Genomic DNA, 17,366 nt, shown 5'->3' with positions numbered 1-17,366 from the left:
TCGAAATCCGACGAATAGCACGACCTGTATACAATTCTGCAAGTTGCTGATTTTTGGGCGGAACTTAACGGTTTTTCGCCGGTCTTTAGCTACTTCGGACAGGCCGCTTTGATCACAAGGCGGCCTTTTTTGTGGGCGTTTGAAAAGTGTCTGCAAGATGTTTCGAGTCTGACTTTCGGACGCGGAGCGTCCACGGCTGCGCTCCCACGCAGAGCGTGGGAGCAATCAGAATCAGGCCGACTTGGCCATGATCAGCCCCGTCTCACTCGCCGCTTCCAGCCGGATAGCGATGAACTTCGACGTCGGCGTATGGCTGCCATCGCCGGTGCTTTCCAGCGGCACCAACGGGTTCACCTCAGGGTAATAAGCCGCCGCCTGCCCGGCAGGGATATCGAACGCCAGCAGCGTGAAGCCCTTCACCCGACGCTCGCGGCCATCGTCCCACAGCGACACGATGTCAGCCTTCTGCCCCGGCTTGAAGCCCAGGCGAATGATGTCCGCCTCGTTGGCGAACAGCACGTCACGCTGTCCCTTCACCCCGCGATAACGGTCGTCAAGACCGTAGATCGTGGTGTTGTACTGATCGTGAGAACGCATCGATTGCAGGATCAGGTCCGGCAGTTTGCCGGTGGCGCGGGTGCGTTCGTGGATCAAGTCTTTGGGCAGCAGGTTCGGCTTGAAGTTGGCCCGGCCCGACGTGGTATTCCACTTGCGCGCGCCGGCGCTGTTGCCGAGGTAGAAACCGCCCGGGTTCTTGACCTTCTCGTTGAAGTCCTTGAAGCCCGGAATGGTGTCGGCGATCAGTTCGCGGATGCGTCGGTAGTCGGCCACCAGCCAGTTCCAGTCCACCGGTTTGCTGCCCAGGGTCGCGGCGGCGATGCCGGCGATGATCGACGGCTCCGAGCGCATCTGGTTCGACAGCGGCTGCAACTGACCGTTGGAGGCGTGCACCATGCTGAACGAGTCTTCCACGGTGACGGCCTGCGGGCCTTCGGTCTGGATGTCGATGTCGGTACGGCCCAGGCACGGCAGGATCAGCGCGTCCTTGCCGTGGGCCAGGTGGCTGCGGTTGAGCTTGGTGCTGATCTGCACGGTCAGGTCGCAGTTGCTCAGGGCCTGGAAGGTGCGCGGGCTGTCCGGCGTGGCCTGGGCGAAGTTGCCACCCAGCCCGATGAACACCTTGGCGCGACCTTCGGCCATCGCGTGAATCGCCTCGACCACGTTGTGCCCGTTATGGCGCGGCACCTTGAACTGGAAGCGACGCTCCAGGGAATCGAGGAACGCCACCGGCGGACGCTCGTTGATGCCCATGGTGCGGTCGCCCTGCACGTTACTGTGGCCGCGCACCGGGCACAGACCGGCGCCGGGCTTGCCGATGTTGCCGCGCAGCAGCATCAGGTTGGCGATTTCCTGGATGGTCGGCACCGAGTGACGATGCTGAGTGATACCCATCGCCCAGCACATGATCACGTTCTTGCCTTTGGCGTACATGCGCGCCGCCTGTTCGATTTCCACCAGGGTCAGGCCGGACTGCGCAACGATCTGCTCCCACGGCGTGTCATCGACGACGCCGAGGTATTCCAGCACGTTGATGCTGTGTTCATTGAGGAAATCGTGATCGAACACGGCCGGTGCGCCAGCCTTCTGCGCATCGCGTTCCCATTGCAGCAGGAACTTGGCCATGCCGCGCAACACCGCCATGTCGCCGCCCAGTGCCGGGCGGAAATACGCGGTGTTGGTCGGCTTGTCGCCGTTGGTGAGCATCTCCAGCGGGTGCTGCGGATGCTGGAAACGCTCCAGACCGCGTTCTTTCAGCGGGTTGACGCACACCACCTGGGCGCCGCGTTTGACTGCTTCACGCAGCGGTTCGAGCATGCGCGGGTGGTTGGTGCCAGGGTTCTGGCCCCAGACGAAAATCGCATCGGCGTGTTCGAAGTCGTCGAAGGTCACGGTGCCTTTGCCGACACCGACGCTTTGCGCCAGGGCCACGCCGCTGGCCTCGTGGCACATGTTCGAGCAGTCGGGGAAGTTGTTGGTGCCGAACGCGCGCACGAACAGTTGATACAGGTACGCCGCTTCGTTACTGGCGCGGCCCGAGGTATAGAACTCGGCCTGATCCGGACTCGACAGCGCTTGCAGGTGTTTGCCGATCAGCGCGTAGGCATCGTCCCAGCTGATGGGTTTGTAGCGATCGGTTTCGGCGTCATACACCAGCGGTTCGGTCAACCGACCCTGATACTCGAGCCAGTAGTCGCTCTGTTCCAGCAGCGAGGTGACGCTGTGTTTGGCGAAGAATTTGCCATCGACCCGGCGCTTGGTCGCTTCCCAGTTCACCGCTTTGGCGCCGTTCTCGCAGAACTTGACCATGCCGCTTTCCGGCGAATCGCCCCAGGCGCAGCCCGGGCAGTCGAAGCCGCCGTTCTGGTTGGTCTTGAGCATCATGCGCAGATTTTTCAGCGCGTTGTCGCTGGTCAGCCAGGCCTGGGCCACGCTGATCAGTGCGCCCCAGCCACCGGCCGGGCCCTTGTAAGGCTTGTAACGCGGAACGGGTTTCTGGTCGGCTTGATGATGTTGGCTCACGGGTGTTTCTCCATTTCTGGGCTATACACCCGCGGCGCGTTTTTCTGCGGCAGGTGGATGAGATTGAGGTTGTGGCGCCGGGCCCATTGCACGGCAAGGCCGGTGGGCGCGGACAGGCTGACCAGGGTCTGAATCCCGGCCCGCAAAACTTTCTGGATCAATTCGAGGCTGCAACGGCTGGTGACAATCGCCACGCCACCGGCTGTGGATATCTTTTGCCGGATCAGGCCGCCGATCAGTTTGTCGAGGGCGTTGTGCCGGCCGATGTCTTCACGGCCCAGCAACAATTCACCGCTGGCGTTCATGAAGACCGCCGCGTGCACTGCGCCGCAATGCTGGCCCAGCGGTTGGAACGCACCGATACGCTGGCGCAATCCATCGAGCCATTCGGCGGGCGGCAACGGTGCGCCGGGCAAAACCCTGAGCTCAGGCAGCGCCTGCTCCACCGCTTCTACGCCGCACAACCCGCAACCGCTGGTGCCGGCCAGTTGCCGGCGTTGCTGTTTAAGGTTCCAGAAGGCGCGGTTGGCGATGGTCACTTGTGCGTATTGCGCCGAGCCCGAGCCGGTCAGTTGCAGGTCGTAGATGTCCGAGGCGTCTTCGATGATGCCGCTGCCGAGACTGAAGCCGACGATGAAGTCTTCAAGGTCTGTCGGCGTGACCAGCATGACGGCCTGGCTGATGCCGTTGTAGGCAATCGCCAACGCGACTTCTTCGGCCAGCGCGGTACTGGCTGATTCCGCGAGGGGGAGATCGCTGTAGCTGTAGGTCTGACTGGCGGCAGGCGCGGGTGTTTCGAGAGCAGGCGCCGCGCAGGCCGGGCGCTTGGCGTTCATGGCATCACCGATGGATTGATCAACGTTAAGACTAGGCGCGGCAAGATGTCGCGTCTAATCGCTAGTGTCGATCCCTCGATAGATGCCGTCGATCAAGCGTCCGTGGGTGATTTTTGATAGAGCGCGAAACAGGCCTCGGCGAGTGCCGAGCGCGGGGCTCCTCGACGCATGATCAGGCCCAGGCGGGCGAGGGTCTGGGCGTTTTCGATGGGTTGCAGGCGCAGGTTATCCGTGAGGTTTTCCAGACCGCCGTCCAATGGCATCACCGCGCAGCACAGCCCGCCGTGCACAGCTTGCAACAATTGGTGAACGGCGTCGGTTTGCAGCAACGGTTGTGGCGTCAGGCCACGGCTGTGGAAGTTATGGTCGATGGATTGGCGAAAATGCATGCCGCTGGTGAGCATGCCCAAGGGCAGCTCAATCAGGGATTCCCAGCTCAGTGGCGCTTCGCCAAAGCTGAAGAACCGCTGGTCGTAGAGCAGGCCCATCTGCGTTTCACTGAAGGCCAGGGATTCAAACCGCTCGCCGTCGAGGCGATCCAGGTAAGACACGCCAATGTCGATGCGGTTGTTCGCCAGTTGCTCCAGAACCTGTTCCGAGCTCAGCGAAGACAGTTCGAAGCGCAGGTTCGGATGTTGTGCGTGCAGGCGTTGCATCAACGGCAGTGCATCGAAACTCGACAACGGCACCACGCCCAGGCGCAGGGTGCCGATCAGATTGCCGCGACAGGCCGCCGCTTCCGCCTGCAAACCGTCGTAGGCCGCCAGCACCGTGCGCGCCCAGGCCAGTACCCGTTCGCCTGGCGCGGTGAACCCTTCGAAGCGCTGGCCACGGTTGACCAGTGGCAGGTCGAGTTCTTCTTCGAGGCTGCGCAGGCGCATCGACAGGGTCGGCTGGGTGATGTGGCAGCGGGCGGCGGCCTGGCCGAAGTGGCGGGTTTCGTCGAGGGCGATGAGGAATTTCAGCTGCTTGATGTCCATCTTCGCTCCGGGGCGCTGGCAAGGGTGGGCGATTCTACCGCTTGCGCGGGGGCAGGGTCATTGGTCGGGCCGCAACCGGGTTTGTCCGGCGTGGTCTAGGCTTGGGCGTCTGGAACTTTAATCAAGGAGTGTGCGCTATGAGTCTTTTGAGCTTTGTGAAAGAGGCCGGTGAGAAGTTGCTCGACCTGTTGACCCCCGGCAACGCCAATGCCAGCGAGCAATTGAAGGAACATATCAGCAAGGTCGGGTTGGGTAACCCGAATGTCCAGGCGACCGTGGACGGGGACAAGGTGACCGTTACCGGTGAAGTGGCGAGCCAGGAAGAGAAAGAGAAGATTCTGCTGGCGGTGGGCAACATTGCCGGTGTCGGCAGCGTCGACGACCAGATCACCGTGACCGGGCCGGTTGTGGCGGCGGCGCGTTTTGTGGTCGTGAAGAAGGGCGACACCCTCAGCGCGATTTCCCTGGCGGTGTATGGCAACGCCAACCAGTACAACAAGATCTTCGAGGCCAACAAGCCATTGCTGTCACACCCGGACAAGATTTATCCGGGGCAGACGCTGCGTATTCCCGAGTAACAACACGCCTGCGGGAGCAGCCTTTGGCGGCTCCCGCAGTCTTCAGAGTCCTGCTATCAAATCGCGATAATCCTCGACCGCTGCAAACTCCCCGGTGTCCTTCGGCCCTTTGCGGCTGTCCGGCTCCTTGACGGCCAACAGATGCGCCACGCCGAAATTCCGTGCACTGCGCAGGATCGGCAAGGTGTCGTCGATGAACAGGCTGCGTGCCGGGTCAAAACCGATATCGGCCTGCAAGGCGTCCCAGAATTGCGGGTTCTCCTTGGGATAACCGTAATCGTGGGAACTGATCAGTCGCTCGAAGTACGGCGCCAGTTCGATGCGTTCGAGTTTCAGCGACAGGGAATCGCGGTGGGCGTTGGTGATCATCACCACCCGTTTGCCGGCGCGTTTGATCGCCCCCAGAAAAGTGTCGGCGTCCGGGCGCAGGGCGATCAGGTGGGCGGTCTCCAGTTTCAACTCACGCACCGACAGCTTCAGTTCCGCGCTCCAGAAGTCCAGGCAGTACCACTGCAACTGACCGGCATGGCGCTCAAACAACGGCTGCAGTTCCATTTCCGCCATGGCCCGGCTCACACCATGCAGTTCGGCGTAGCGCTGCGGCAGGTGTTCCAGCCAGAAGTGGTTGTCAAAGTGCAGGTCGAGCAACGTGCCGTCCATGTCCAGCAGAACGGTATCGATGTCGGACCACGGTAATGAAGGCATGGCAACGTCTCGAACGGTAGAAAGATATCCGACGCAAACAATCGGAAAAGCCGCGTTATAGTAGCGCGTTCACGCCAAGGAGCTTTGCATGCGCCAGAAACCCACCGTACTTGCCCGCGAGATCGTCGCCACCAGCCGGCTGTTCTGCGTCGAAGAGCTGAAGCTGCGTTTCTCCAACGGCGTGGAACGTACCTACGAGCGACTGGTCGGCAAGGGCGCCGGCTATGGCGCGGTGATGATAGTAGCGATGCTCGATGCCGAGCACGCGGTGCTGGTCGAGGAATACTGCGGTGGCACCGACGAATATGAACTGTCGCTGCCCAAAGGCCTGATCGAACCCGGCGAAGACGTGCTGGCTGCCGCCGAACGCGAGCTCAAGGAAGAAGCCGGTTATGGCGCGCGACAACTGGAGCATCTGACCGAGCTGTCGTTGTCCCCCGGTTACATGAGCCAGAAGATTCAGGTGGTGCTGGCCACCGATTTGTACGAAGAACGCCTCGAAGGCGATGAGCCCGAGCCGATGCGTGTGGACAAGGTCAACCTGCGGGAGCTGTCGGCGCTGGCGCAGAATCCGAACTTCAGTGAGGGACGCGCCCTGGCGGCGTTGTACCTGACCCGCGACCTGCTGACCCAGCGCGGATTTTTCCAGTCATGAGTGAGATGCCGATGAATTTTCCCCATCCGTTGATGGCGCCGGTGGTTGAGCTGGCATTGCGGGCCGGTGAGGCGATCCTGCCGTTCTGGCGTGCCGATGTGGCCGTCACCGCCAAGTCCGATGATTCGCCGGTGACGGCGGCGGACATGGCCGCGCATCACGTGATCGTGGCCGGCCTGACAGCGCTGGATCCGAGCATTCCGGTGCTGTCCGAAGAGGACGCCAATATCCCGCAAAGCGTGCGCGCCGGCTGGCAGCGCTGGTGGCTGGTGGACCCGCTGGATGGCACCAAGGAGTTCATCAGCGGCAGCGAAGAATTCACCGTCAATATCGCGTTGATCGAGAATGGCCGGGTGGTGTTCGGTGTGGTGTCGATGCCGACCAACGGACGGTTCTACGTTGGCGGCGCGGGACTCGGTGCCTGGCGCGGCGACACGGGCGGCTCGCCGGTAGCGATTCAGGTGCGTGATGTGCCGGGGCCGGGCGAAGCGTTCACCGTGGTTGCCAGCCGCCGTCATTCGAGCCCGGAGCAGGAACGCTTGCTGGCCGGATTGAGTGCCAGCCTTGGCGAGTTGCAGCTGGCCAACATCGGCAGTTCGCTGAAGTTCTGCCTGCTGGCCGAAGGTGCTGCCGACTGTTACCCGCGTCTGGCGCCGACTTCGCAGTGGGACACCGCAGCTGCGCAGGGCGTTCTGGAAGGGGCGGGCGGTGAAGTGCTCGACCTGAGTGGCGCAGCGTTCTGTTATCCAGCTCGGGAATCTTTGTTGAACAGTTTCTTCCTGGCGTTGCCGGCGAAAGCAGCATGGCGGGCAAAGCTGCTCGAACTTGCCCGCTCGTAAGCGTGTTCAGTCTTCAGCGGTGCAGGACGTACTGCCCGCTGAAGGTCACTGCATCCTCATTGCTCCCGGCATTGACGACCCGCGTGTGCAGCGTCAGTCGCGCCCGCCCGTAGCGCTGATACATTGTCAGAAATTTCTTCCACTGCGTTGCGCTCGGTGACGGGCAGATCGCAATGGCATCACCGGTCACCGGCAGTGGATAGCTGATCTGCCCTTCCTGAATCACGATGTGACCGTCTTCGATACCTTCCTCTTTCAAGCGCAGGTGCAGCCAGCCCCAACCGGCCAGCACCGCGCCGCAATACAGGCTGCCGCCGAACATGGTGCTCTTGTGGTTGACGTTGGCGTCCAGCGGCAAGTGCAGACGCAATTGCTGCTCGTGCCAGTCGAGCACCTTGAGGCCCATGTCCCGGGTCAGCGGGATGTCGTGGTGAAGGACGGATTCCAGATAACGACTGTCGTGCTTCATGCCCGAACCTCTTGCGGCAGAAAGGTGTATTGAGTGAAGTTCATTCGGATTCGTCCGAATGGCCGCCGCTGCCGGCGAAATTCAGCCCGTGCTTGCGCAATTTGTCGTGCAGGGTCTTGCGCGGAATGCCCAGGGCTTCGGCGAGACTGCGCACGGAACTGTGAGAGCGGGCCAGTTCGGCGGCGATCAGGGATTTCTCGAAGTTTTCCACTTGTTCGCTGAGCCCTCCTGCAGTGATCTCGACGGTGGTGCCGGGGCTGCCATCGGGCTGTGTGTTGTCCAGCGCGAGCTCCAGACCGAGAGCAAAACGCTCCGCCGCGTTTTGCAATTCCCGCACATTGCCCGGCCATGAATGGCGCAACAGCAACGCCCGTTGTGCCGGTTGCAGTTCGTGAGGTGGCAGTCCGTGGCGGGCGCTGGCCTCGTCGGCGTAATGCTGGAACAACATCAACGCGTCTTCGCCTCGTTCGCGCAGTGGCGGAATGCGCAGCGGCGCCACGTTCAGGCGGTAATACAGGTCGGCGCGGAAGCGCCCCTGGTCCGCAGCCTGGCGCAAGTCTTCCTTGGTGGCGGCGATGACGCGGATGTCCAGCGGGATCAACTGGTTGCCGCCCAGACGCTCGACCACTCGCTCCTGCAACATGCGCAGCAGTTTGACCTGCACGTCCATGCTCATGCTCTCGATTTCGTCGAGGAACAGCGTGCCGCCATTGGCGAATTCGAACTTGCCGATCCGGCGCTTTTGCGCGCCGGTGAAGGCGCCGGGCTCATGGCCGAACAATTCGCTTTCGACCACCGATTCGGCCAGCGCGCCGGCGTTGATCGCCACGAACGGGCCGTTACGCCGACTCGACAGATCATGCAGGGCGCGGGCGACGACTTCCTTGCCGGCACCGGTTTCGCCGAGGATCAAGACATCGGCCTTGGTCGCCGCCAGTGCGCCGATCTGCTCGCGCAGGCGCAACATCGGCGCGGATTGACCGACCAGCCGCGCGCTCAACTCGTTGCGATCGCTCAGGGCCATGCGCAGGCTGCGGTTGTCCAGTACCAGACGCCGCAGGGCCAGGGCGCGGCGCACGCTGTCGAGCAGGGCGTCGCTGGCGAAGGGTTTTTCCAGAAAATCATAGGCACCGGCCCGCATGGCCTGCACGGCCAGTGGCACGTCGCCGTGGCCGGTGATCAGCAGCACCGGCAGTTCCGGATCCTGAGCGTGCAGCTCGCTCAGCAGTTCCAGGCCATCCATGCCGGGCATGCGGATGTCGCTGACCACGACGCCCGGCCAGTCTCGCTCCAGTTGCGCGGCCAGGCCCTTGGCTTCGGACAGCGGAAGAATTTTCAGGCCGGCCAGATCCAGGGTCTGGCCGAGGGCCTGACGCAGGTGCGGATCGTCGTCGATCAGCACCACCTGGATGCGGTTGTCGATGGTCATGCGCTTCGATCCTCGGACGGTTGCAGGCTGACCCCGGGCGCGCCGGCGCGCAGCCGCAGGGTGATCAAGGCGCCACCTTGCTTGTGGTTGGCGAACGACAGTTCACCACCGAAGGCGCGCATCAGGGTTTCGCAAATGGCCAACCCCAGACCCAGGCCCTGAGTGCGGGTCTTGGTCGTGTAAAACGGTTCGCTGGCACGGCCCAGTGCTTCCATGCAGAAGCCCGGGCCATTGTCGCGAATGTACAGGTTGACGCCTTCGTCGGTGGATTCGGCACTCAGCCACAATTTGCGCGGCGGGCCTTTTTCGGTCAGGGCGTCGAGGGCGTTGGCCAGCAGGTTGCCCAGTACTTGGCGCAGACGGGTTTCCCCGGCCTCGACCCACAGAGTGGCGGCCGGCAGGTCGCGGATCAGTTCGACGTCCATGCTGCGGCGACGTTTGGCCAGCAACGCCAGGGCGTCGTCCAGCGCCGGTTGCAGGGCGACGCTTTCCGGGGCGTGGCGATCTCTGCGGGCGAAGGCGCGCAGGTGAGCGATGATCGAGGCCATGCGCCCGGTCAGCTCGCTGATCAGCTTGAGGTTACCTCGGGCATCTTCGGTGCGCTCGTGGTCGAGCAGCACTTCGGCGTTCTCGGCATAGCTGCGGATCGCCGCCAGCGGCTGGTTGAGTTCGTGGCTGATGCTCGCCGACATCGTGCCCAACGCCGACAGTTTGCCGGCCTGCACCAGATCGTCCTGGGCCCGCACCAGTTCCTGCTGGGCCTGTTCGCGCTCGAGTACCTCTTGCTTCAGGCGCCGGTTAAGCCCTTCCAGATCGCTGGTGCGCTCGGCAACCCGGCCTTCGAGTTCCCGTCGGGCCTTGGCTTCGAAGGCGATCCGTTCCAGGTAATGACGACGACGCTGCATCATCAGGCCCAGCAACAGCATCACCACCAGCAAGGTCGCGCCGCCGATTGCCACCACTGTGCGCACCGGTCGGTCGATCAACGTGCGCGGGGCGAGGATGCTGACGCTCCAGCCGGTTTCCGCGATCTCCTGTGTCTGCGGCAGCCACGCGGTCGGGCTCAGGTTCAGGGGGCGTGGCTCGCGGGTCGGGTAGGGCTGGATCGCGGTGATCGCCGCGCGTTCGGCATCACTGAGGGTGCGGGTTGCGCGGAAACGCCATTCCGGGCGCGAGGTGAGGATGACTACACCATTGTGGTCGGTCACCAGCAGTTGTTCCGGGGTTTTTCCCCACAGGCTTTCGGTATGGTCGAGGTCAACCTTGATCACCAGCACGCCGATGATTTTTTCGCCGTTACGCACCGCCGCCGCAAAGAAATAACCGCGCTTGGCCGAAGTGGTACCGAGACCGAAGAAGCGTCCAAGGCGTCCGGCCATGGCCTCGCTGAAATACGGACGGAAAGCGAAATTGCGTCCGACGAAGCTGTCGTGTTTGTCCCAGTTCGACGCCGCCAGGGTCTGACCGTTGGTGTCCATCAGGTACATGACTTCGGCGCCGGTCTGCGCGGCGATGTTTTTCAACAGGCGGTTGGCGTTGCCCTGGGTCACGCCGTCGTCCGGCGCCCCGAGCACCGCGCGCAGGGCCGGCAGGTCACCGAGGATTTGCGGCAGCACTTCATAGCGATGCAGCGTGCCCAGCAGGTTGGCGACGTAGAGGTCGAGGGTCTGACGGTTCTGGCCGGCCAGTTCGCTGCGGTAATAGCGCTCGGCCAAATGTTCCAGAGGCCACAGCAGCGGTGCCAGGCACAGAGCCAGCAGGGCGAGACTGCGCCAGCGGGGGCGGCGGGGGAGGGTCGGAGTCATGAGCATCGAGCGCCTGTGAGTACAGGCGCATTATGCCTAGGCTTGCCGGCGCAGTCTGCGCACCCGTGGCCGGGTCTGCAGCGGCGCTGAAGATCACACAGGACTTCAGGAAAAGACGTCGGCGTCCTTGAGGAATGCGGCTGCCTGATCCTTGGCCGACAGTTTTGGCGCTTCGTCCAGCTGCCAGTCGATGCCCAGATCCGGGTCGTCCCAACGAATGCTGCGCTCGGAAGACGGGTTGTAGTAGTCGGTGGTCTTGTAGAGGAATTCGGCGAACTCGCTCAGCACTACGAAACCGTGGGCGAAACCTTCCGGAACCCATAGTTGGCGATGGTTGTCGGCGGACAGACGCACGGCCACCCACTTGCCGAAATGCGGCGAGCTGCGACGGATATCCACGGCGACATCGAGGACTTCGCCGACGGTGACGCGGACCAGTTTGCCCTGGGTGTTTTCCAGTTGGTAATGCAGCCCGCGCAGAACGCCTTTCTGCGAGCGCGAATGGTTGTCCTGCACAAACTGCGTTTCGAGGCCGGTCGCGTCCTGAAAGGCCTTCGCATTGAAGCTTTCGTAAAAGAACCCGCGTTCGTCACCAAATACCTTGGGTTCGATGATCAAGACACCAGGCAGGTCGGTGTTGATTACATTCATGTAGATTTTCCAGTGGCAGGTGTGAATGGCCGACATTCTTGCGCAAAGCGTCGACAGGTGCGAGGGGGCGCTTGCAAATCCGCCGGTCTCGCAGCGTGTCGGGGATGGATGGTCGGGGGGTTGCTTATCGCCCGAAGCAATGGCGATATAGGCGCCTAATAAAATTTCAGGGGTCGTTCCATGTCGTTCGCCACGTTGATTCATCGCGCCAGTTTGCCCAGCCCGCAGGTTTCGGTGGAGCAGGCCCGGCATCTGCTGGCGCAGCATTACGGCTTGAACGGCACGTTGCAGGCCCTGGGCAGCCAGCAGGACCTCAATTACCGGATCGACAGCGAGCGTGGTCGGTTCGTGTTGAAGATCTGCCGGGGCGACTATGCGCTGGTTGAGCTGCAAGCCCAGCATGCGGGCCTGAAATACCTGGCCGAGAAGGGTGCCGTTAAGGTTCCTCGAGTGATGGCGGCCACTAACGGCGCAGACCTGCTGACCCTGGACGTCGGTGGAGAATCGGTGCATGTGCGACTACTCGATTACATCGACGGACAACCCCTGACGGCCCTCGATCACCTTGGCCACGAAGTCGTCGCCGGTTTTGGCCGGCTCTGCGGCGAGATGGATCTGGCCCTCGTCGGTTTCGACCATCCGGGGCTCGAGCGCACGTTGCAATGGGACGCGCGCCACGCCAGCGCACTGATCGAGCACCTGCTGCCGGTGATCGAAGACGAACGCCAGCGCACGCTGATCGCCGAGGTTGCCGAGCAGGCCAGACTTCGTTTGCAGCCGCTGGTGGAAAAGCTGCCGGTGCAGGCGATCCACATGGACATCACCGACGACAACGTGGTCTGGCAGCGTGACGCCCGGCGGCACTGGCAGTTGCAGGGCGTCATCGATTTCGGCGATCTGGTGCGCACCTGGCGCATCACCGATCTGTCGGTCACCTGTGCCGCGCTGCTGCATCACGCCGCCGGCGATCCGTTCGTGATCCTGCCGGCCGTGCAGGCCTATCACGCGGTCAATCCGCTGCAACACGAAGAATTGCTGGCGCTGTGGCCGCTGATCGTGGCGCGCGCGGCGGTGCTGGTGCTCAGTGGCGAGCAACAGGTCAGCATCGATCCGGGCAATACCTACAGCCGCGACAACCTGACCCACGAATGGGAGATTTTCCGGGTCGCCACCTCGGTGCCGCTGGCATTGATGGAGGCGGCGATTCTCACGGCGGTCGGCCAGACATTGCCGGACATCGACAGTGAAGGCTTTGCGCCGTTGTTGCCCGGCCTGGTCGGGCGCGAATTCGCGTTGATCGATCTGGGGGTGTTGAGCGCACACTTCGAGGCGGGCAACTGGGAGCAGCCAGGCATCGATCAGCGCCTGTTGAGCGAGGCTGCTGCCATCCACGGTCTGGCGGCCAGTCGATACGGGCAATACCGGTTGTCGCGCACCCGGCCTGACAGCGCCGATGAGCCAGAGACGTTCCCGCTGCACGTCGAATTGCATGTGCCGAAAGGTTCGGCGGTGGAAGCGCCGTTTGCTGGCGTACTGCACCTGTCGGCTGACGGCGCGCTGCGACTCGACGGCCCGCAACTGAGCCTGCGCTTGCTGGGCGTGAAAGCTTCGTTGCACGGCGGCGCAGCGCTGGTCAAAGGCCAGGTGCTGGGTTCGGTGGACGGTCCGTTGATCGTGCAATTGATTCGCGGCGCACAGCTTGAAGCGCCGCTGTTCTGCACGCCGAGCCGTGCGGCGGCGTGGCAGGCGTTGTCCCCCTCGCCGGCCGCACTGCTGGGCCTGGCCTGCGACGCTGAGCCCGAACTGGACGCCGCAACCCTGCTGGCGCGCCGTGACGCCAGTTTCGCCCGCACCCAGAAGCACTATTACGTCGACCCGCCGCGTATCGAGCGCGGTTGGCGCAATCACCTGATTGACATGCAGGGCCGTTCCTACCTCGACATGCTCAATAACGTCGCGGTGCTCGGCCACGGTCACCCGCGCATGGCGGCGGTGGCGAGCCGACAGTGGTCGCTGCTCAATACCAACTCGCGGTTCAACTATGCGGCGGTCGCCGAGTTTTCCGAACGCTTGCTGAAACTGGCGCCGGAGGGCATGGATCGGGTGTTCCTGGTCAACAGCGGCAGCGAGGCCAATGACCTGGCGATTCGCCTGGCATGGGCCGCCAGCGGTGGGCGCGACATGATCAGCGTGCTGGAGGCCTATCACGGCTGGACGGTCGGCGCGGACGCGGTCTCGACCTCGATTGCCGATAACCCGAAAGCCCTGAGCAGTCGCCCGGACTGGGTCCACGCGGTGACCGCTCCCAACACCTATCGCGGCGAATTTCGCGGCGCGGATTCGGCACCGGATTACGTGCGCAGCGTCGAGCAACATCTGGCGAAGCTCGATGAGCAGAAACGCCAGCTGGCCGGGTTTATCTGCGAGCCGGTCTACGGCAATGCGGGCGGGATCTCACTGCCGCCGGGTTACCTGAAAAAAGTCTATGAAATGGTGCGTGCCCGTGGCGGCGTTTGCATCGCCGATGAGGTGCAGGTCGGTTACGGGCGCATGGGCCACTTCTTCTGGGGCTTCGAAGAGCAAGGCGTGGTGCCGGACATCATCACCATGGCCAAAGGCATGGGCAACGGCCAGCCGCTGGGCGCGGTGATCACCCGCCGGGAAATCGCCGAAGCGCTGGAAGCCGAGGGCTATTTCTTCTCGTCCGCCGGCGGCAGTCCGGTGAGCTGCCAGATCGGCATGGCGGTGCTCGATGTCATGGAAGAAGAAAAGCTCTGGGAAAACGCCCAGGTGGTCGGCGCCCACTTCAAGGCCCGGCTGGAAGCGCTGATCGATCAATATCCGTTGGTCGGCGCGGTGCACGGTTCCGGGTTCTATCTGGGGGTCGAGCTGATCCGCGATCGGGCAACGCTGGAGCCGGCGACCGAGGAAACCACGCTGTTGTGTGACCGCCTGCGAGAGCTGGGGATTTTCATGCAGCCGACCGGCGATTACCTGAACGTCCTGAAGATCAAACCGCCGATGGTCACCTCGCGTCGGAGCGTGGATTTCTTCGTCGACATGCTGGCGAAGGTGTTGGAAGAAGGGCTTTAAAGCGATCCGCAACCGGGCAAATACCGATTTGTATCGGTATTTGCCCGGTTAAATTGGGATTGTTTTTTCTTTATGGCTTCTAAAGCCGATATTTATCGTTTATAAAGTCGCCATAGTCCGTCGTCCAACCCTGTACGGCGCGTTGAACAACCTCGACGGTTCCCTGGAGTCCTGATCGACATGACCACATTGAAAAGCACACCACGCGCCGATGGCTTCTACATGCCGGCCGAATGGGCACCGCAAACCCAGATCTGGATGATCTGGCCCGAGCGTCCGGACAACTGGCGTCTGGGCGGCAAACCGGCGCAGGCCGCGCACGCCGCTGTGGCCAAGGCCATCGCGCGTTTCGAACCGGTGACCGTGGCGGTCTCCGCCGGCCAATACGAAAACGCCCGTGCTCGTCTCGACGTGCCGAATATCCGCGTGGTCGAAATGTCCAGCGATGACGCCTGGGTTCGCGATAGCGGCCCGACGTTCGTGATCAACAACAGCGGCGAAGTGCGCGGTGTGAATTGGGATTTCAACGCCTGGGGCGGTTTTGATGGCGGCCTGTATTCGCCGTGGAACCGTGATTCCCAGGTCGGCGGCAAGATCCTCGAAATCGAGCGCAGCCCGCGCTACCGCACCGAAGGCTTTGTGCTCGAAGGCGGCTCGATTCACGTCGACGGCGAAGGCACTCTGATCACCACCGAAGAATGCTTGCTCAACCGCAATCGCAACCCGCACCTGGGCCGCGAAGAAATCGAAGCGGTACTCAGCGAAAACCTGTCGGTGGACAAGATCATCTGGCTGCCGGACGGCCTGTTCAACGACGAAACCGACGGCCATGTGGATAACTTCTGCTGCTACGTGCGTCCGGGCGAAGTGCTGCTGGCCTGGACTGACGATCCGCAGGATCCGAACTACCCGCGTTGCCAGGCCGCGATGAAAGTGCTGGAAAGCAGCACTGACGCCAAGGGCCGCCCGTTCACGGTGCACAAGATGCCGATTCCGGGGCCGCTGTTTGCCACCGAAGAAGAATGCGCTGGCGTGGACCCGGTGGACGGCACTCAGGAGCGCAACCCGAGCGTGCGCCTGGCCGGTTCCTACGTGAACTTCCTGATCGTCAACGGTGGCATCATCGCGCCAAGCTTCGACGACCCGATGGACGCCCCGGCGCGAGAGATCCTGCAGAACCTGTTCCCGCAACACGAAGTGGTGATGGTGCCGGGTCGCGAACTGTTACTGGGGGGCGGCAATATTCACTGCCTTACCCAACAGCAACCCGCGCCGCACAAAGAGTGAGTGCGGATGTAACAGCTTGAGTTGATTGAAAAAACGACCGGGCAGTCATTTGTTGCCCTCGTATGAAGAGAAACCCGCAGCCCGTCAGGACTGCGGGTTTCTTTATATCCGCCTGTCGGCAGTTTCCAGACATTGGCATAGCTCTTGTATCGCTCATGACGCACTAGGGAGGGGGGGAGAACTTCAACAGTTCTGTCATAAACCTTGGATAACGTAGCCGCTCATGAACGGGGAGAGAGCGCTGAAATGAACGCCGAAGTGAACGTAATCAGCGAGCGGACGATGCATCCCATGGCTGTAAATAGTGAGTCGCTCCAGATTGTCGCGCACTGGTTGAAGTCCAATGGAACGCGTCAGATCAGGGAACCTGATCCGCGCCGGATGATGATCGAGCGTTACCCCGCTGGCCTGTTCAGCGAGGCCGAACTGGAAGCACTCTGGGATGTGTTGGAAGGATAAGAAGAACAGACAGGGATTGTAAAAAGCGCTGCCCGGATGGCAGCGCTTTTTTATGGGCGCGATATCAGAAGCTGTAGGTGCCAATGCCCACCAGGTTGTCTGCCTGATCTGGAAGTGGCGGCTGCCGGTCCCGATTTGACCGATTGCCGAAACACACTGAAAGCCATTCCGGCGTTTTTTCGCAACGACCGAGGGACTAATGTGCCGACATCATTTCCCCACCTTCCAGCCGGAGCATTTCGATGACCCTTCACTACATTTACGACCCGTTGTGCGGCTGGTGCTATGGCGCCAAACCACTGGTGCAAGCTGCACAGCAAGTGCTGCCGGTGATCGCCCACGCCGGCGGCATGATGACCGGTGCCAACCGCCAGAGCGTTTCGCCGCAACTGCGCAATTACGTAATGCCCCATGATCGCCGCATTGCCGAATACACCGGTCAGCCGTTTGGCGAAGCCTATTTCGAAGGCTTGTTGCGCGACCATACGGCGGTGTTTGATTCGGCACCGCCGATTGCCGCTGTGATGGCAGCGCAAAAAATCGACGGTCGTGGCCTGGGACTGCTAGGGCGTTTGCAGACGGCGCACTACGTCGAAGGGCGTCGAATTGCAGACCAAAGCGTGCTGTTGGAATTTGCCGTGGAGCAGGGCTACGACGCCGATACTTTCTTGAACGCACTGCAATCAGTCGACACTCTGCAACATATAAAGAGCAGCCGCGCCTTATTGGCGAAACTCGGTGGCCAAGGTTTTCCGACCTTTGCGCTGGAGCAGGATGGTCAGTTCACCTTGGTGGATATCGGCCCTTGGCTCGGCAAACCAGAAGCCTTCGCCCAATGGTTGAGCGAGTCGTTTACGTCTGTGCCAGGGACTGAAACCCTGCCGGTCTGTGGACTCGGTAGTTGCGCGTAATCCGGCATCAAAATCCCTGATTGCGGGCAATTCCGCGCACGAACCCGTCGCAAAATTTACTTTTTTTAGACGTTTTTCGCCTATTTAAA

Annotated in this window: 15 protein-coding genes; 7 read left to right on the top strand and 8 right to left on the bottom strand. The window is 62.1% G+C overall.

From position 1 onward, the window contains the following. Positions 1-231: 231 nt before the first annotated feature. From CAF77_RS10950 to CAF77_RS10940, 3 genes are all read right to left on the bottom strand, one after another. Positions 232-2,580: an FdhF/YdeP family oxidoreductase gene (locus tag CAF77_RS10950; RefSeq protein ID WP_064382758.1), complete on the bottom strand. Its 2,349-nt coding sequence runs from the start codon at positions 2,578-2,580 to the stop codon at positions 232-234. Next, the gene (fdhD, locus tag CAF77_RS10945; RefSeq protein WP_064382759.1) at positions 2,577-3,416 is read right to left on the bottom strand and encodes a formate dehydrogenase accessory sulfurtransferase FdhD; all 840 of its coding nucleotides are present in this window, start codon (positions 3,414-3,416) and stop codon (positions 2,577-2,579) included. The genes CAF77_RS10950 and fdhD overlap by 4 nt, the downstream gene beginning before the upstream one ends. 92 nt (positions 3,417-3,508) lie before the next feature. Continuing rightward, complete coding sequence (locus tag CAF77_RS10940) at positions 3,509-4,396, bottom strand: LysR family transcriptional regulator (RefSeq protein ID WP_064382760.1); 888 nt, start codon at positions 4,394-4,396, stop codon at positions 3,509-3,511. A gap of 137 nt (positions 4,397-4,533) precedes the next feature. On the opposite strand from CAF77_RS10940, the gene lysM reads away from it, so the two are divergent. Continuing rightward, complete coding sequence (gene lysM / locus CAF77_RS10935) at positions 4,534-4,974, top strand: peptidoglycan-binding protein LysM (RefSeq protein WP_039764611.1); 441 nt, start codon at positions 4,534-4,536, stop codon at positions 4,972-4,974. A gap of 42 nt (positions 4,975-5,016) precedes the next feature. Here lysM and yrfG read toward each other — a convergent pair whose 3' ends face one another. Continuing rightward, positions 5,017-5,679, bottom strand: a complete 663-nt coding sequence (gene yrfG / locus CAF77_RS10930; RefSeq protein WP_064382761.1) for a GMP/IMP nucleotidase — start codon at positions 5,677-5,679, stop codon at positions 5,017-5,019. An 88-nt stretch (positions 5,680-5,767) separates the two neighbouring features. Between yrfG and nudE the strand changes: the two genes are divergently transcribed. Both nudE and cysQ read left to right on the top strand, forming a co-directional pair. After that, positions 5,768-6,334, top strand: a complete 567-nt coding sequence (gene nudE, locus CAF77_RS10925; RefSeq protein ID WP_064382762.1) for an ADP compounds hydrolase NudE — start codon at positions 5,768-5,770, stop codon at positions 6,332-6,334. Positions 6,335-6,339: 5 nt separating this feature from the next. Beyond that, positions 6,340-7,173: a 3'(2'),5'-bisphosphate nucleotidase CysQ gene (gene cysQ / locus CAF77_RS10920; protein ID WP_064382763.1), complete on the top strand. Its 834-nt coding sequence runs from the start codon at positions 6,340-6,342 to the stop codon at positions 7,171-7,173. Positions 7,174-7,186: 13 nt separating this feature from the next. Here cysQ and CAF77_RS10915 read toward each other — a convergent pair whose 3' ends face one another. The 4 genes from CAF77_RS10915 to rfbC form a co-directional block, all read right to left on the bottom strand. Then, entirely contained in the window at positions 7,187-7,642 is a 456-nt protein-coding gene (locus CAF77_RS10915) for a YiiD C-terminal domain-containing protein (RefSeq protein ID WP_064382764.1), read from the bottom strand. Positions 7,643-7,682: 40 nt separating this feature from the next. Next, positions 7,683-9,071 carry a sigma-54 dependent transcriptional regulator gene (locus tag CAF77_RS10910; protein WP_064382765.1) on the bottom strand — a complete coding sequence of 463 codons (1,389 nt, stop codon included), beginning with the start codon at positions 9,069-9,071 and terminating at the stop codon, positions 7,683-7,685. Next, positions 9,068-10,876: an ATP-binding protein gene (locus CAF77_RS10905; protein ID WP_064384143.1), complete on the bottom strand. Its 1,809-nt coding sequence runs from the start codon at positions 10,874-10,876 to the stop codon at positions 9,068-9,070. Before CAF77_RS10905 ends, CAF77_RS10910 begins: the two co-directional genes overlap by 4 nt. 105 nt (positions 10,877-10,981) lie before the next feature. Continuing rightward, positions 10,982-11,527 (bottom strand): dTDP-4-dehydrorhamnose 3,5-epimerase, encoded by a 546-nt coding sequence (gene rfbC, locus CAF77_RS10900; RefSeq protein WP_064382766.1) that lies wholly within the window; start codon positions 11,525-11,527, stop codon positions 10,982-10,984. 180 nt (positions 11,528-11,707) lie between these two features. Here rfbC and CAF77_RS10895 point away from each other — a divergent pair, with 180 nt between their 5' ends. From CAF77_RS10895 to CAF77_RS10880, 4 genes are all read left to right on the top strand, one after another. Next, positions 11,708-14,620 carry an aminotransferase gene (locus tag CAF77_RS10895; RefSeq protein WP_064382767.1) on the top strand — a complete coding sequence of 971 codons (2,913 nt, stop codon included), beginning with the start codon at positions 11,708-11,710 and terminating at the stop codon, positions 14,618-14,620. 180 nt (positions 14,621-14,800) lie between these two features. Then, positions 14,801-15,907 carry an agmatine deiminase gene (gene aguA, locus CAF77_RS10890; RefSeq protein WP_064382768.1) on the top strand — a complete coding sequence of 369 codons (1,107 nt, stop codon included), beginning with the start codon at positions 14,801-14,803 and terminating at the stop codon, positions 15,905-15,907. 246 nt (positions 15,908-16,153) lie between these two features. Beyond that, a complete protein-coding gene (locus CAF77_RS10885) occupies positions 16,154-16,366 on the top strand; it encodes a hypothetical protein (RefSeq protein WP_064382769.1) in 213 nt (70 codons plus the stop codon). Between the two features lie 242 nt (positions 16,367-16,608). Next, the gene (locus CAF77_RS10880) at positions 16,609-17,277 is read left to right on the top strand and encodes a DsbA family protein (protein ID WP_064382770.1); all 669 of its coding nucleotides are present in this window, start codon (positions 16,609-16,611) and stop codon (positions 17,275-17,277) included. Positions 17,278-17,366: the final 89 nt, after the last annotated feature.

Source organism: Pseudomonas sp. R15(2017), assembly GCF_002112685.1.
GTDB lineage: Bacteria > Pseudomonadota > Gammaproteobacteria > Pseudomonadales > Pseudomonadaceae > Aquipseudomonas > Aquipseudomonas glycinae.
This window is presented reverse-complemented; position numbering and strand designations above follow the sequence as displayed.

Bases quoted from the DNA above. Each gene is read 5' to 3' on its own strand.
- CAF77_RS10910 (WP_064382765.1), bottom strand. From the start codon at position 9,071: ATGACCATCGACAACCGCATCCAGGTGGTGCTGATCGACGACGATCCG.
- CAF77_RS10885 (WP_064382769.1), top strand. From the start codon at position 16,154: ATGAACGCCGAAGTGAACGTAATCAGCGAGCGGACGATGCATCCCATG.
- CAF77_RS10915 (WP_064382764.1), bottom strand. From the start codon at position 7,642: ATGAAGCACGACAGTCGTTATCTGGAATCCGTCCTTCACCACGACATC.
- lysM (WP_039764611.1), top strand. From the start codon at position 4,534: ATGAGTCTTTTGAGCTTTGTGAAAGAGGCCGGTGAGAAGTTGCTCGAC.
- nudE (WP_064382762.1), top strand. From the start codon at position 5,768: ATGCGCCAGAAACCCACCGTACTTGCCCGCGAGATCGTCGCCACCAGC.
- yrfG (WP_064382761.1), bottom strand. From the start codon at position 5,679: ATGCCTTCATTACCGTGGTCCGACATCGATACCGTTCTGCTGGACATG.
- CAF77_RS10895 (WP_064382767.1), top strand. From the start codon at position 11,708: ATGTCGTTCGCCACGTTGATTCATCGCGCCAGTTTGCCCAGCCCGCAG.
- CAF77_RS10880 (WP_064382770.1), top strand. From the start codon at position 16,609: ATGACCCTTCACTACATTTACGACCCGTTGTGCGGCTGGTGCTATGGC.
- CAF77_RS10940 (WP_064382760.1), bottom strand. From the start codon at position 4,396: ATGGACATCAAGCAGCTGAAATTCCTCATCGCCCTCGACGAAACCCGC.
- cysQ (WP_064382763.1), top strand. From the start codon at position 6,340: ATGCCGATGAATTTTCCCCATCCGTTGATGGCGCCGGTGGTTGAGCTG.
- CAF77_RS10905 (WP_064384143.1), bottom strand. From the start codon at position 10,876: ATGACTCCGACCCTCCCCCGCCGCCCCCGCTGGCGCAGTCTCGCCCTG.
- aguA (WP_064382768.1), top strand. From the start codon at position 14,801: ATGACCACATTGAAAAGCACACCACGCGCCGATGGCTTCTACATGCCG.
- rfbC (WP_064382766.1), bottom strand. From the start codon at position 11,527: ATGAATGTAATCAACACCGACCTGCCTGGTGTCTTGATCATCGAACCC.
- fdhD (WP_064382759.1), bottom strand. From the start codon at position 3,416: ATGAACGCCAAGCGCCCGGCCTGCGCGGCGCCTGCTCTCGAAACACCC.